At 61.8% G+C, this 14,213-nt stretch carries 12 protein-coding genes; 4 read left to right on the top strand and 8 right to left on the bottom strand.

Annotation, left to right across the window (positions count from 1 at the left end; translation table 11 throughout):
* Positions 1-62: 62 nt before the first annotated feature.
* From V6766_RS16700 to V6766_RS16685, 4 genes are all read right to left on the bottom strand, one after another.
* On the bottom strand, positions 63-905 hold the full coding sequence (locus tag V6766_RS16700; protein ID WP_448468362.1) for a transporter substrate-binding domain-containing protein: 843 nt from the start codon (positions 903-905) through the stop codon (positions 63-65).
* 67 nt (positions 906-972) lie between these two features.
* Positions 973-2,478: an FAD-dependent oxidoreductase gene (locus V6766_RS16695; RefSeq protein ID WP_448468361.1), complete on the bottom strand. Its 1,506-nt coding sequence runs from the start codon at positions 2,476-2,478 to the stop codon at positions 973-975.
* Positions 2,479-2,545: 67 nt separating this feature from the next.
* Positions 2,546-3,469 (bottom strand): LysR substrate-binding domain-containing protein, encoded by a 924-nt coding sequence (locus V6766_RS16690; RefSeq protein WP_448468359.1) that lies wholly within the window; start codon positions 3,467-3,469, stop codon positions 2,546-2,548.
* Positions 3,466-4,404 carry a LysR substrate-binding domain-containing protein gene (locus V6766_RS16685; protein ID WP_448468357.1) on the bottom strand — a complete coding sequence of 313 codons (939 nt, stop codon included), beginning with the start codon at positions 4,402-4,404 and terminating at the stop codon, positions 3,466-3,468. The genes V6766_RS16690 and V6766_RS16685 overlap by 4 nt, the downstream gene beginning before the upstream one ends.
* A gap of 109 nt (positions 4,405-4,513) precedes the next feature.
* Between V6766_RS16685 and V6766_RS16680 the strand changes: the two genes are divergently transcribed.
* Positions 4,514-5,215 carry an HAD-IA family hydrolase gene (locus V6766_RS16680; RefSeq protein WP_448468355.1) on the top strand — a complete coding sequence of 234 codons (702 nt, stop codon included), beginning with the start codon at positions 4,514-4,516 and terminating at the stop codon, positions 5,213-5,215.
* Positions 5,215-6,513: an NAD(P)/FAD-dependent oxidoreductase gene (locus tag V6766_RS16675; RefSeq protein ID WP_448468353.1), complete on the top strand. Its 1,299-nt coding sequence runs from the start codon at positions 5,215-5,217 to the stop codon at positions 6,511-6,513. The genes V6766_RS16680 and V6766_RS16675 overlap by 1 nt, the downstream gene beginning before the upstream one ends.
* A 42-nt stretch (positions 6,514-6,555) precedes the next feature.
* Here the strand turns inward: V6766_RS16675 and V6766_RS16670 are convergent, their stop codons facing one another.
* Positions 6,556-7,296 (bottom strand): response regulator transcription factor, encoded by a 741-nt coding sequence (locus tag V6766_RS16670; protein ID WP_448468351.1) that lies wholly within the window; start codon positions 7,294-7,296, stop codon positions 6,556-6,558.
* A 216-nt stretch (positions 7,297-7,512) separates the two neighbouring features.
* Here V6766_RS16670 and V6766_RS16665 point away from each other — a divergent pair, with 216 nt between their 5' ends.
* Together V6766_RS16665 and V6766_RS16660 are read left to right on the top strand one after the other, a co-directional pair.
* Positions 7,513-8,505, top strand: coding sequence for an extracellular solute-binding protein (locus V6766_RS16665; protein ID WP_448468349.1), 993 nt, complete (start codon positions 7,513-7,515; stop codon positions 8,503-8,505).
* A gap of 63 nt (positions 8,506-8,568) precedes the next feature.
* Positions 8,569-10,329, top strand: coding sequence for a sensor histidine kinase (locus V6766_RS16660; protein WP_448468347.1), 1,761 nt, complete (start codon positions 8,569-8,571; stop codon positions 10,327-10,329).
* Between the two features lie 52 nt (positions 10,330-10,381).
* Here the strand turns inward: V6766_RS16660 and V6766_RS16655 are convergent, their stop codons facing one another.
* The 3 genes from V6766_RS16655 to V6766_RS16645 form a co-directional block, all read right to left on the bottom strand.
* Positions 10,382-11,353, bottom strand: a complete 972-nt coding sequence (locus tag V6766_RS16655) for a hypothetical protein (protein ID WP_448468345.1) — start codon at positions 11,351-11,353, stop codon at positions 10,382-10,384.
* Between the two features lie 73 nt (positions 11,354-11,426).
* Positions 11,427-13,112, bottom strand: a complete 1,686-nt coding sequence (locus tag V6766_RS16650; protein ID WP_448468343.1) for an ABC transporter permease — start codon at positions 13,110-13,112, stop codon at positions 11,427-11,429.
* A complete protein-coding gene (locus V6766_RS16645; RefSeq protein WP_448468341.1) occupies positions 13,109-14,176 on the bottom strand; it encodes an ABC transporter ATP-binding protein in 1,068 nt (355 codons plus the stop codon). The genes V6766_RS16650 and V6766_RS16645 overlap by 4 nt, the downstream gene beginning before the upstream one ends.
* Positions 14,177-14,213: the final 37 nt, after the last annotated feature.

The following is a 14,213-nucleotide window of genomic DNA, read 5'->3' as shown; positions in this document are numbered from 1 at the left end:
ACCTTCGCCAGAAACATCGGGCGACTTCTCCGCATCGCCCGACGCTCCGTTGGCGATGCGTCCTAATTTTCCAGGTAGCTATCGTCGTATTGCAGTTCGTCGTGCATCTTCTGAATCCACGGCGACGGCTTGACGCCCCACTTCTTCTCGAGCTCGATCAGGGTACCGTCCTTGTGCCAGTTATAGGCCATGCCGGCCATGAAGGTCCCCCAGATGCCATCCATTTCCTCAAGCGGAACGGCAGCGCCCCAGGGATTGGAGAAGACGGTTTCGACCGGCATTTCGTAGCCCTCCCACTCGCCGCTGGCAAGGTCGGCGGAAATCGAGGTGTCGTCATAGACCCAGGCCACGCATTTGCCGGAGCGGAGCGCCTGCTTGGCTTCGGTATTGCCGGAGAACGCGATCACCTTTGCGCCGAACTCCGTCTCGGCGATCTTGTTGTAGAACACGCCCTGCTTGCCGCAGACCGGCTTGCCCTTGATATCGTCCCAGGAGGAAATCACGCCTTCCTTGGCCATCAGGGTCGGGCCGGAGGTCCAGTAGGACGGTTCGACAATGCCGACGATCTTGCGACGGTCGGGGCGGTCCGACATGGCGCCGATCAAAAGGTCGACCTTGCCCTGCTGGAGAAACTCCATCCGGTTTGCGGACGTGATCACGACCGGCTCGAGCGCGACGCCCATGTGGTCGGCGACGGTCTGGGCGAGATCGACCTCAATGCCCTGCAGCGAGCCATCGGGCGCACGGAAGGCCCAGGGTTTGAATGCGCCCTGGACGCCGACCCGCAGCGTGCCGCGGTCGAGCACTTCCTTGAAGCGATCGTTCTGCACGTCCTGGGAAAAGCTTGCGCTGGCGGATGCGGCGAGAACCGCGATCGCGCCTGCGATGATAGCCAGTTTTTTCATTTTCGAACTCCTCTGGTGATTTTGTCGTGGTTAGTAGGGCATTATACACGTCCGGTATCTTCCGGATTTACCTCGGCGCCGCCGGGACACCGAACTCCTTCGCCTGGCGGGCGAGAAACTGAAAGACCTCATTGTCCGTCCTGGTCGCGTCCCAGGACAGGTGAGGGGCAATTTCCTGTGCCGTCTGCATGGCGGCATCATGGCCGACAAGCGATTTCCATGTCGCGCCGGTGCGTTTCGACAGAACGCCATTCAGGTCGAAGGCATGTTCGCGCGTTACCGCCTCAATGACCGGATCGACGCGCGTTTTCGCCGGCGCTTCCGCCTTGCGCGCCGAAAGGGTTGCACCGCGCGGCGCGCCGATACGCGCTCTTACCTGTTCGAGCATCAGCCGGCCGGCGCTGCGATGGCTCATCACGGGTCCGCCCGTCATCGCGAGCACGTTTTCGAACCCTTGCGGGCCGAGATCGTGGATGGTGCGGGCGCGTGCGCCCATGGGGTAGCGCGGATCGCTGGTCAGCGGGCGGACGCCGGCCCAGCATTGCTCGATATCGCCGCGCTTCAGTTCAAGGCCGGGCAGAAGGTGCCTGGCTTCGCCCAACAGGAATTCGATATCGTCGTTGTCCGCCTGGATGTCGCGGGCGTCGCCTGAAAAAAGCGTTTCGGTGGGGCCGAAATAGAACCGGTCATCGCCCAGCGGCAAGCCGTAGAAGGGATGCCCCCCGCGATGCAGGGTGGCGATGCCGCGGTTCTCAAAACCTTCGGGAAGGCGAATGATGATATGGGCGCCCTTGGTGCCGCAGATCAGGCGCTTGCCGAAATCGCCAACCGCATCGGACCAGGTGCCGGCCATGTTGAGAATGCTGCGAGCGCGCACTTCACGGCATGTGCCATCTTTCTGGTGCTCGAGCGCGATACGCCAAAGGCCGTCGTCATCTTTCCCGCGGATTTCCGCGCGGGTCTGCAGACAGAGTTCCGCGCCGTGCGCTTCGGCTTCGAGTGCATTGTCGATGCAGAGCCGCTCCGGCGCGCCGAAGAGATATTCGCGGAAGCTGACCATACCTGTGATTTTGTCCGGGTCGCGCAGATGCCGACCGACGGGATGACGGCGAGTCTCCCCGGCGTCTCGGACATGGCGATCGAGCGGCGGTTCCTTCGGGCCGATCAGGCCGAGAACGCGCAGCCCCGCGCTGATCTGCCAGCGGGGGAAGGGGCCGTCCGTCCAGGCGGGGAAGGAAAGCTCGATCGCCCGGGTGTCGACCGCATCGTCGAGCGCAAGCTCGCGCCGCGCTTCCATGGCGTCGCGCGCCATCGAAAGAGCGGAGAAAAAGTGCTGCGGGTTGCCCACAAAGTCCCGGACCGGATTCGCTGTTTCAAAATAGCGCAGTCCGCAATGAAGCATGCGGGAGGAGCGGCCGCTGGCGCCGGAGGCCAGGTCGTCAGCCTCGGCAAGGAGCGTGGAATAGCCCGCCCGGCTCAATTCCCTGAGCGATGCCGTGCCGTTGACGCCGCCGCCGATGACGACGACGTCAAAGCAATCCTGCGCGCTGCGGAGTTGAACGGTTTGTTCCATGCCACCATGAAAGACGATCGTTCAATACAAGCAAAATGCAAAATATGCCTTTCAATATGCAAGAAATTTATAACAGGGCGCCGTGGTCACGCATATCGGCAAGCGCTTCGTCCCGAAGTTCCTCGGCGTGGCCGATCAATTCTCCGGCAAGTGCCGTGGGTGCGCGCGTCTTTGGCTGCAACAGTGCAAACCGGCAGGCGATCTGCGGCAGGAACGGGCGGTAGACAATGTTCGGATGACGCTGGCTCCAGGCCGTGAACGGATCGACGATGGCTATTCCCAGCCCGCGCTGGACCATCCTGCACATCGGCGAGGACATCGTGCATTCGATGATCTGCCGCGGAGCGATGCCCGCGCCCTGAATGACGTCGTCGAAGGTCCGGCGCGCGGATACCGTGGCCGTCCATGCGATCAGGTTCTGGCCGTGCATATCCTGCGCCCGGATCACCGCCTTCTCCGCCAGCGGATGGTCGACGGGCAGGGCCGCGACATAGTTGGAATCGGCGAAGATTTTCGTTTCGAAGCCGGAAAGCAGGAACGGCGTTTCGGCAAGGCCGAAATCGACCTGCTGGGTGGCCACCCATTTCTCCACGCTCACCGACATGCGCACGTGAAGCACGACCCGGGCCTGCGGGCGGGTCTTGGAAAATCGCGCGATGACTTCCGGCATGAAGTCGAGCCCGAGCGCCGGCAGGCAGGCCGCGCCGACGCCGCCTTCCAGCCCCTCTTCGAGACGCCGGCCGAAATTGTCGAGCGAGGACAGCGAGACGAACAGTTTTTCCACTTCGTCGAGCAGCAGATGAGCCGCATGGGTGGGCACGACCTGGCCCTTGCGCCGCTCGAACAGTTTCACCCCCAGATTTTCCTCGAGCTTGTCGATCATCCGGCTAACGGCCGGCTGGCTGCGTCCAAGGATTTTCGCGGCTCCGGAAACGGTGCCGGCGCGCATGATCACCTGGAAAGCCTCGTATATGGCCGTGTTGACGTTCATGCCGCGTTTCCTGGCTTCATGATGGAATCGAGATCGAGCTCGGGATGGCTTGTGCTGATGGCCGAAAGGTCGGCGTGGAGCTCCTGCAGCAGCCAGTCCGCCACGTCCGACACGACGGGCGAGCGGCCGTCCTCCTGCCGCAGTTGCAGCCGGCATTCACGTCCGGGCAGCACCACGGTCGAACTGGCCGGAACCAAACGTCCCTGTCCCATCCAATGGGCGACGATATTGAGCCAGCCCAGGGCCACGCCCTGGCCAACGAGGGCTGCCTGAACCACGACGGAATAGTCCGAAAATGTCAGCTTATTGCGGTAGGACTGACCGGAATCAGGTGGCGTCCATTGCGGGTCGCCCGGATTGTCGCTTTCGAGGAGGATTAGTGTCGCATCTTCCCGCGCAGTGTCGTCGTAATAGCCAGGTGCGCACACAGGCACATAAGCCTCCTGCATGACGAAGCGCCCCGGCGTCTTTCCTGGCGCGCCGTAGCGCATGGCGATGTCGACGTCGCCGAGCTCGCCGGTGACCGGCCCCGGGATCAGCTGAAAGCGCAGATCGACATCCGGAAAGGCCGACTGGAAACGCGTAATCCGCGGCATCAGCCAGTGCGTGGTGAAGGCCGTCGAGACGGATAGCGTGACCTGTGTCTTGCCCGTACGCCGCTCCTCGATTTCGTCCAGGGCGCGTTCGATCTCGGTAAATGCCGAAACAACGGCGTTTCTGAGCAGCTTGCCGTTGTCCGTGAGCCTGACGCCGGGCTTTCCGCGCAGGAAAAGCTTGCTGCCGATATGACTTTCAAGCGTGGCAAGCGCTCGGCTGACGGCAGGCTGGGTGATGTTGAGTTCGTTGGCCGCACTGGTGAAGTTCTCATAGCGCGCGGCAGCCTCGAAAATGAAGAGGGCGCTGGGTGAGGAGAGTTTTCGGCGAAGTCCGATCATAACTTCAGTTTATGGTATGCAGGAGAATTTCGCAATTGCCCAAACCGTGGAACTTGCCGCACTGTCGATAAAAATCCGAACCGAACGCAACCCGAAGAATGAGCCTCCAATGGACTTCTCCCGCTTCAAGCTTTTGACTTTCGATATCGTCGGAACCTGCATCGACTTCGAGAAGGGCGTGCTCGACGCCGTTCGTCGCATTGGCGGGGAGGCGACGGCAAATCTGTCCGACGACGAAATTTACAAACCCTATCTCGATGGACGCGCCAGGCATTATGGCCGCAACAGCGAGGTCTTCTACGACGTATACAAGTATGTTGCGGCCGAACTCGGCCTGGTCAATGCCGAGGCCGCCGCGCGCGATTTTCAGCTCTCGGTTCTCGAATGGCCGGCCTTTTCCGATTCCGCCGAGGCGCTGGCCCGTTTGAGGACCAGGTTCCGCCTCGTTGCCATGACCAATGGCGACCGGACCTCCTTCACCGCCTATGACCATCGTCTCGGCTGGCCGTTCCACGATTCGGTTACCTATGACGACGCAAAGTGCGCCAAGCCCGATCCGCGGTTCTTCTCCCACAATCTGGGCCGCCAGTCCGCTTTCGGTTTCAAGCAGGACGAGATTCTGCATGTGGCGCAGAGCCAGTACCACGATATCGGTGTCGCCCGTGAACTGGGCTATTCTGTCTGCTGGATCGAACGCCGCTTCGATCAGGAAGGCTATGGCGGCACGCCGGTGCCGGACAAATTCACCAAACCCGATTTCCATTTCCACAGCCTCGGCGAACTGGCCGATGCGGTATTCGGAACCGGATAATGCAACTGCCCTCGCTTCCGGCATCGCTCTGGCGTCAGGACAGGTCGCTTCGTCCGCAGGATTTTCCCGCGCTCGGCAGCGACGTCTCCTGCGATGTGGCGATCATCGGCGGGGGCTATTGCGGCCTGCATGCGGCACTCGCCTTTGCTGAAAAGGGCCTGAGCGTCGTGGTGCTGGAGGCCGGCTCGGTCGGTCTCGGCGGCAGCGGGCGCAATGGCGGCGTGGTTTCCGCCAAGTTCCGCCGCGGTTTCGCCGATCTTGCCGCCGCGCACGGGATGGATGTCGCGCGCCGGATGCACGCGATCGCCAATGCAAGCGTGGCCCATCTGATCGAGACGATCGAGCGTCACGCCATCGCCGATACCGGCTTTCGTCGCGTCGGCGCGCTCAAATGCGCCCATTCCGCCAAGGCTTTCGAACATGCGCGCCACGAGGCCGAGTGGCTGACGCAGAATTTGGGCGAGCGCGGCCTGCATGTCCTCGACCGGGCAGCGGTGCGCGATGAGACGGGGTGCGACAGTTTCGTCGGGGGCGTGCTGCAGGACGGCGCGGGCACCATTCAGCCGCTCGCCTATCTGCAGGGCTTGTGGCGCGCGGCGCGCGCGCAGGGCGTGGCCCTCTATGCCGATACGCCGGCTTTGGACGTGGCCGAGATCGGCTCGGGCGTCGTCGTCTCAACCGCAGCAGCCAGGGTGAAGGCGAGACAAGCGGTCGTGGCCACCAATGCCTATTCAGGTCTGACGGGAGTTGATCGCGCGGTCGCGCGCAGCATCGTGCCCTTCCGCAGCGCCATGATCGCCACCGCACGGCTGCCCGCCGATCTGGATAGGCGGCTTCTGAAACACGAGCGCAGCTACACCGAGACCCGGCGCATGATGCGCTGGTTCCGCAAGGTTGAGGGTCGCATCGTCTTCGGCGGGCGCGGGGCGCTTGGCCATGTCGAGGCGCCGGCGGCGTTTCGGCGGCTCGAAAAGGCGATGCATCTGATCTTCCCGGACCTGCGCGGCATCGGTATCGACTATCGCTGGTCCGGTCACGTGGCGCTTTCGTTCGACGGCCTGCCGATGGCGGGCATGCTGTCCCCGCGCATCGGCTATGCCGCCGGTTTTAACGGCGCCGGCGTCGCGATGTCGGGCTATGTCGGCGATCAACTCGCAAACATGATGATGAAACAGCCGCATGAACTGGCGCTGATCGCCCGCAGTTCGATTCCCAAGGTGCCGTTCTATCCGCTGCGCTCGGCAGGCGTGCGCGGCGTGACCTTCTTCTACGAAATGATGGATGCCGCGGGTCTTTAGGCTGTCCCCGCGGCGGAGCTGGAAATTCCGAGCGTTTCCGGCTCACGCGTCGGACAACGCCTCGACCGTTGCGTTGAAAACATAGCCATGGCCGCGCTCCGTCTTGATGAAGCGCGGGCTGGTCGGGGTCGGCTCGATCTTCCGCCGCAGCCTCAGGATCAGAACGTCGATCGTGCGATCAAAGATATCATCTGCTGCGCGGTGGGTGATTTCCAGAAGCTGGTCGCGAGAGAGAATACGGCCAGGGCGTTGCACCATGGCATGCAGCAGATCGAACTCGGCAACCGTCAGCGCGATTGCCGCGCCGCCCGGTGCGGTCAGACGCCGGCGCTCGGTATCCATGACATAGCCATGAAAACGATAGCCCTGCCGAACCGGCTTTTCGTTCACGAATTCCCCGCGCGCCCGGCGGCGGATGGCCTTGACCCGCGCCAGAAGCTCGCGAACGCTGAACGGTTTGACGACATAGTCATCCGCGCCGATTTCAAGCCCCATGACACGGTCCAGTTCCTCATCCCGGCCCGTGAGCATGATGATGGGAACCGAACTGCTGGTGCGTATATTCGCGGCCACGCTGAAGCCGTCCCGATCGGGCAGCTGGAGATCGAGTATGATCAGGTCGAAGCTGTTGTCGGTTGACAGTTGCGCCAGAAAGTCGCTGGCACAGGAAAAGCGCACCGCGTCCATACCGCTGGAAGCAAGCATGTCGCTGACAACCTCGCGAATTGCTGGATCGTCGTCGACGACAGCGATACGGGCACGCCCTGCCTCCATCAGTTCCATCGCCGTCTTCTCCGCCCAGCCTCCAATGATCCAGAGCAAAACTTGTCATGAAGGCATGGCGCGCGCAAGCTGTCAGTAACTTCAACTCGTCCGAAACCAAAGCCAGTATGAACAAAGTTACAGCTCTATCCGCTTTCCTGAAATTTCGGGTTCACATGCTCTTCGAATACTGGCCAGATGTCGCGGAGATGGAGCGCGGCATACGCAGGAGGGAGAATGATGCGGATCGCGATGAAAGCCCTGTTATGCACGGCCCTGCTCGCCGGTCTCCACGCAACCATCGCGAAATCCGGCGATTTGAACGTCTATTGCGATCTTCCCGCGCGCCAGTGCAGGGCCCTGGCTGACGCGTTCATGGACGCCAATCCGCTTGACGTCGGCATATTTCCTCGGGCCTCCGGTCGCGAGGCGTTGCAAAAGAGCGATATTCTTCTGGCGCCGCCAGACAGTGAACTGCTTGAAGATGGTGTCCTCGAAACAGCCGGTGCCGTTCAGCTCAATGCTCTGCGAGTATGGGCGCGTCGTCCCTTCGAGCAATCGCGGGGCCGGTTTGTCGGCCTGTACGCCAGCATTCTGGGATTTGTGGTCAACACCGAGTTGATGCGCCAACGCCAACTGAACGAGCCGGCCTGCTGGGCCGATCTGCTGCGTCCGGAACTTTCGGCAGAAATCCGTATGGGCGACCCCACTGTCTCGGAGACCGGTTATCGCGTATTGGCGAGCCTCGTTCAGATTTTCGGCGAGGATGCAGCATTCGACTATCTGAAACGGTTGCAGGCCAATCTTGCGCTCAATGTTATCTCCGAAGCCTCGGCCGCCGAGGCGGTGGCCGAAGGTGATTTCGCGATTGCCGTGGTCAATCTTGGCGATGGCATTTCGCTCGCGACAAAGGGCTATCCCGTCAAACTGATCGCGCCATGCGAGGGCACCGGCTATGCGCCGGTTCTGATGGCTATACTGAAGAACGCGCCGCACCCCCAAAACGCACGGAATTTCTACAGTTTTTCGCTCAGCGCGGGCGGTCAGTCCGCCTCGGCGGCAGCGCTCGGCTACCCTTTGCCCTCAAACACAGGCGCGACCCTTCCGTCTTCGTCGTCCATTGCCGGACCTGTTCGCCTTATAGACTATGATTTCGGCGTCTATGACACGCAGTCCGAACGCAAGCGGTTGACGGCCAGGTGGATCGACGCCACCGGAAATGCGAACTAGCGCCGGCAGGACATGACAGCAGATTATAAAACGGCCCCGGCCAAACCGCACGAGAAACAGGCCATGGCGAAGGGGAGCCTCCGCCGCCGGCTGCTCCTGACGTCGGTTGCCGTCTTCAGCGCCATTCTGTTGGTCGAAGGCGCCGCACTCGTCAGCCTCGAATATCTCGACGGCCAGCTTTCCCGGCTGCAGGCGGAATCGATCGCTGATGGCCGGCGGATGCTCGCCATAACCGAAACGACCTCCGATCTCACGATCGCCGCACGCCGGTTTCACGAGGTCGCCGACCGTGAGGCGCTGTACCAGGCCGAGGCGGATCTGCGCGGCCAGATGCAACGCTTTTCGGCGCAGATACCGTCGCTGACGTCGCCGGGAAAGACGACCCCGGCTCCCTTTGTCGCCGCCGATATCATTGCGGAGGCAAACCGCCTCGAGGGCATTATCGAACACCTCGCCGCAACCGCCGCCGAAGCGATTGATGCCCATGCCGGCATGCGAACCGATGCGCAGGACCTCGAATTCATCAAATCCGAACTGATGCCGCAAGCGACCGGCCGGCCGATGATCGCCGTCGCCCTGACGCTCGCAAGTACGGCGCTCGCCTCGACCGATCGAGCGGATGTGGAAGGCCAGAGGGATGCCTATATCCGGCTTCTTGACGATAATGACCGGCCAATGGCGCTTTCGCTGCTGACATCGCTGTTCGATCGTCGCCTGGCCGTCATTGATGTGGAGACCCGCCAGCGCTTTCTGGTCGCGGCGGCGGAAACGGCAACCCGCGAGATCACCGCTCTCGCGCGCGAATACACCCGGCTGCTCGATCACGCCAATCTCGCGCGTCAGGAAACCACCCGCAGGCTGCTGTTGTTGGGAAAGATCGCCGCGCTCGCCCTCGGCCTCGTCGCCCTGGCTGCGGCATTTGTCGTGGCCAATGTCTCTGTGCGCGGCGCCGTCCGCGATCTTGCCGGCATCGCCGAGGCGATGCGCCGCCTTGCCGCGGGCGATCCGACGGCCGAAGCGCCGGGCAGCGGACGACGCGACGAAATCGGTGCGCTCGCGAATGCCTTTTCCGTTTTCAAGGCCCAGATGATGGAGCGCGAAGAGATGCGCCGGCGGCTGACCGAAGCCGAGCGCCTGGAGGCGATCGGGCGTTTTACCGGCGGCGTGGCTCACGATTTCAATAATGTCCTGACGGTAATCTCCTCCAACCTTCAACTGATCCAGGAGACCACCGATCCGGAATCGCTCAACGGCAAGCGCGTGCTGAAGGCTCTGGAAGCCGCCGAGGGAAGCGCTTCAATGGTGCAGCAATTGCTGACCTTCGGCCACCGCCGCGCCCTCGATCCCGTGCCGACCGATATCAACGCGGTCATCGCCTCGCTGGTCGACCTCCTCGAAGACAGTTTCGGCGATGCCATCGCGCTGGAAGTGGAAAGGCCTCCGGGTGAAGGCGAGGCGCCGCTGATCGCGCTCGTCGATCCGGGCCAGCTCGAAAATGCGCTTATCAATCTCCTCTTCAACGCGCGCGACGCAATCGGGGAGGAGGGGAAAATACGGATATTCGCCGGCACCTTGCCAACTGGCGACATCCGGATCCGGATCACAGATGACGGCGCCGGCATGTCGCCAGAGGTGCTGACCCATGTATTCGAACCCTTCTTCACCACCAAGAGCGGTTCCAGCGGGCACGGCCTCGGGCTCTCCACGGTTTACGGCTTCATCCGCCAGTCCGGCGGCGATATTAAACTGCGCTCAACAGCGGGAGCGGGAACAACGGTCGAGATACGTCTACCGCACTATAGCGGACATCAGGCCGCGACATGAAAACCCGACCATCATAACCGGAGGCGGGGGTTACGCAGGCTCGCGAAAAAGCTTACTGCCGCAATACGATAACCGTACGGTCATCGAAGTGCTGGCTGGCATTGGAGCCCTTCACGCCGGGATATTTTCCGATTTTCAGCGGGTCCTCCCGTTCAATTCGCGCCGCCGTCTCCTCCCATGCGGCAAGCGAAACCTCGTCGGGCAGTTCGAGATAACCGTCGCTGAAAAGCTCCACCGAACGCACCGACACGGTCGGCCGCTCGAAGCTCATAAGGCCGTGCCCGCGCGATCTCGTGCCGTTGATGACCGCGTAGCCAAGCGGGTGATCCGGATCGTTGGCATAACGGTACTGGCCCTTGGCGATGCCCGCCTTCAGCATCGGCGCGACATATTGCAACAGATCGTCGTCGAGGTTGCCTTTCAGCATGTCGGCGGCGCGGTCTATCAAAACCGCGCTTTCATCAGCCGAAATCAGCCCGGGCGTTGCCGCATCGAAACCGTGGAATACGCCGCGCCGCGACTCCGCTTCCAGATCGCAACCGTCATTTCTGTCGCGAAGCAGGAAGTAGAGCGCCACGCGTCCGGCGGACATGATGTCGTCCACCGGCTTCAGCCCCTGAAACACCTCCTCGCCATTGATGCGGATGCCGCTGTCGCCGATCAGGGTGAAGCGCAGGTTTTCGCCGACTGTCTCCATCAGAGCCATGGTGGTCGAGGCCCCGACCTTGCGTCCCTGCAACGCGCTCTCATTCGCCAATGCCGCCGCCAGATCGTCATTGATGGCCGACACGATTTCGTCGGTCGACAAAGCGCCGGGGGCGTGCCGGCTGAACAGAGAAGCCAAAGAGCCGGCAGCGGTAAGCGCTGCAAACCGCCCTGACCCCACACCTCCTATCTGCGAACCGTTCACATCGGTGGCGCCATCGAAAACCGCATAGCAGCGATCCGGCAGCACGAACGGCACATCATCGCCTGGCCGATCGGAATTCAGATACTTGGATATGGAAAGACATTCGATCCGCATTGATACTCCTTTCGCTCCGGCCCCATTGGCGGGCCGGAGACATTGCACTCGAGGGCAGGGGGCCGCACGACGATCAGACGAAGGCCCCCTCGCGGCTTTCGGAAATCCGGAAGACGACGAAGACGCAGATGCCGGAACTCACCAGCAGAATTGTCGACAGCGCCGCCGCCAGGCCGAATTCTCCGTCCAGCACCGCGCCGTAGATCTTGATCGGCATGGTGGCAGTCGCCCCGGTATAGAGCAGCAATGTCGATGACAATTCGTTGATGGCGGTGATGAAGCTCATCATTGCCCCGATGATGATGCCGGGAATCATGATCGGAACCGTTACCTTGAGAAAGGCGCGCGCCGGCGGCGCACCGAGATTGATGGCCGCTTCCTCGATCGAGGGCTTGATCTGCCTGAGGATCGTCGACGTCGAACGCACGCCGTAGGGCAGACGCCGGATGAACACGACCAGGATGATGATCAGCGCCGTTCCGATAAGGTCGACCGGCGGTTTGTTGAAGGTCAGCGCAAAGCCGATCGCCATCACCACGCCGGGCACCACATAGGGCACCATCAGAAGCCCGTCCAAGAGGCCTGAAAGCCAGGTTTCGCGCCGCACGACGATATAGGATATGAAGGCGCTGGTAATGGTGATCATCGCAACCGCGGCGAAGGCGAAGGTGAAGGAATTGCCGACGACATTGGGCAACTCGTTCCATACGCGCTCATAGCTCGACAGCCCGAACCCGCCGGTAAAGACCGGGCCGCTGGTGGCGAGAATCGACGTGTAGAACACGATGATCATCGGCAGCGAGGCCATCACCACGACGAAATAGCAAAAGCCATGCACCAGCCAGTTCGGCAGGCCGACGAGTTTCTTCTGTTCGGGCAGGTTGGTGAGCGCGCCGGCGTAACGCCGCTTGCTGAGAAAGTAGCGCTGCAACACCACTGCCGCCATCGAGATGACGATCATGAGCACCGAGATTGCGACGGCAATCGACGGCGTTCCGCCCATCTCCGACGTATACTGGTTATAGGCGATGGTCGACAGCGTCCGGAAATTCCGCCCGATGATCGCCGGCGTTCCGAAATCGGCGATCGACAGCACGAAAGCCAGAATGGCGCCCGAACTCACCGCCGGGAATACCAGCGGCAACGTCACCTTGAAGAAGCGCGACAGCGGAGAGCAGCCGAGATTGGCGGCTGCCTCTTCGAACGACCGGTTGATCGAGCGCAGCGCGCCCTCGGTCATCAGGTAAACAAAGGGAAAGAACTTCAGCGTGAACACCAGAATGATGCCGGACGTGCCGTAGATCGATGGAATGTCGAGGCCGAGATCGCGCAGCGGGCGGGTGATCCAGCCGTTGTTTCCGAGAAGAAGAATCCAGGAATAGGCGCCGATGAATGGCGGCGAGACCAGCGCCAGCACGGCCACCGTCGAAATGACGCTGCGCCCCTTCACCTGGAAACGGGCAACGAAATAGGCAAGCGGCACGCCCACGAGACAGGCGCCGATCATACCGCCGATGCCGACCAGCATCGAATTGCGCAAGGCGCCCAGATAATAGGGATGCGAAAGCACCTGCGCATAATTGCCGAGCGTGAAGTTGCCGCTTTGCGGATCGACGAAGCCGACGATGAAGACTTCGGAAAGCGGCGCGATCAGCAGGATCGCGATCACGACGAAGCAGAGCGCGAAGACGACATTCCAGAAATTGAACAGCCTTCGCCAGCTTTTTCGCTGCGGTTCGGAAAGCGGAACGGCGGTCATGACAGCAGCCTCCCGTTTTCGCGATCCTCATAGACCGAAAAATCATCAAAGGGCAGAGAGATCCCGACTTTGTCTCCGGGCCGCAGCCGAACCACATCCTCCCGCGGTTCGACAAGGGCGGTTATCGCGCCAGCGTCCGTCTCGACGGAAATCTCGAGCTCGCGGCCTATAAACATGGCATGGCGCACGGTACCGCTCATCTTGACGGAGGCGTCTGGACCATCCGTGCCGACCGCGACCTTCTCCGGGCGAATGGTGGCGATGACCGGGCCATTGGCCCCGGACGTCGCGCGCGCGAAGGACGCTCCGGCAATGGTCAGTCGGCCGTCCGAGAATTCGGCTTTCATGCGGTTGTTCGAGCCGACGAACGAGGCCACGAACAGATTGGCCGCGCGGCTGTAGACATCCCAGGGCGAGGCCACCTGCTGGGCGATGCCGCCATACATGACGCAGACGTGATCGGAGATCGCCAGCGCCTCTTCCTGGTCGTGGGTCACGTAGATCGTGGTAATGCCGAATTCGCGCTGAAGGTCGCGGATATCGCGGCGCAGGTCGACGCGCAGCTTGGCGTCGAGATTGGAAAGCGGCTCGTCCATCAACAGCACCTTGGGCCGTATGACGAGCGCGCGCGCCAGGCCGACGCGCTGTTGCTGGCCGCCGGAAAGCTGATGCGGCATACGCTCGGCCAATGGGCCGAGCTGAACGATATCAAGCATTTCGCCGACGCGTTTCTTCAGCGCCTCGCCGCCGATCTTGCGCTGGCGCAGACCGAAGGCGACATTGTCGAAAACGTTGAGGTGCGGAAACACGGCATAATCCTGGAACACCATGCCGACATCGCGCAGATGTGCCGGCTTGTCGCCGATCGATTCCTCATCGACATGAATGGTGCCGCTATCCTGCAGATGGAAGCCCGCAATCGCGCGCAAAAGCGTGGTCTTGCCGCAGCCGCTGGGGCCCAGCAAGGTGAAAAACGCGCCGGAGGGTATATCGAGAGAGATGTTTTCCAGCGCCGTGAAGTCGCCATAGGTCTTCTTCAGATCGGTGATACGTACGCGCGCCATGATCCGTTCCTGAGTTTAAATTTTCGCGGAATGATGC

It is taken from the genome of Martelella sp. AMO21009 (assembly GCF_053484295.1).
Note: the sequence above shows the minus strand (reverse complement) of the source record. Positions and strands in the feature narration are given on the sequence as shown.

Bases quoted from the DNA above. Each gene is read 5' to 3' on its own strand.
- V6766_RS16700 (WP_448468362.1), bottom strand. From the start codon at position 905: ATGAAAAAACTGGCTATCATCGCAGGCGCGATCGCGGTTCTCGCCGCA.
- V6766_RS16695 (WP_448468361.1), bottom strand. From the start codon at position 2,478: ATGGAACAAACCGTTCAACTCCGCAGCGCGCAGGATTGCTTTGACGTC.
- V6766_RS16690 (WP_448468359.1), bottom strand. From the start codon at position 3,469: ATGAACGTCAACACGGCCATATACGAGGCTTTCCAGGTGATCATGCGC.
- V6766_RS16685 (WP_448468357.1), bottom strand. From the start codon at position 4,404: ATGATCGGACTTCGCCGAAAACTCTCCTCACCCAGCGCCCTCTTCATT.
- V6766_RS16680 (WP_448468355.1), top strand. From the start codon at position 4,514: ATGGACTTCTCCCGCTTCAAGCTTTTGACTTTCGATATCGTCGGAACC.
- V6766_RS16675 (WP_448468353.1), top strand. From the start codon at position 5,215: ATGCAACTGCCCTCGCTTCCGGCATCGCTCTGGCGTCAGGACAGGTCG.
- V6766_RS16670 (WP_448468351.1), bottom strand. From the start codon at position 7,296: ATGGAACTGATGGAGGCAGGGCGTGCCCGTATCGCTGTCGTCGACGAC.
- V6766_RS16665 (WP_448468349.1), top strand. From the start codon at position 7,513: ATGATGCGGATCGCGATGAAAGCCCTGTTATGCACGGCCCTGCTCGCC.
- V6766_RS16660 (WP_448468347.1), top strand. From the start codon at position 8,569: ATGGCGAAGGGGAGCCTCCGCCGCCGGCTGCTCCTGACGTCGGTTGCC.
- V6766_RS16655 (WP_448468345.1), bottom strand. From the start codon at position 11,353: ATGCGGATCGAATGTCTTTCCATATCCAAGTATCTGAATTCCGATCGG.
- V6766_RS16650 (WP_448468343.1), bottom strand. From the start codon at position 13,112: ATGACCGCCGTTCCGCTTTCCGAACCGCAGCGAAAAAGCTGGCGAAGG.
- V6766_RS16645 (WP_448468341.1), bottom strand. From the start codon at position 14,176: ATGGCGCGCGTACGTATCACCGATCTGAAGAAGACCTATGGCGACTTC.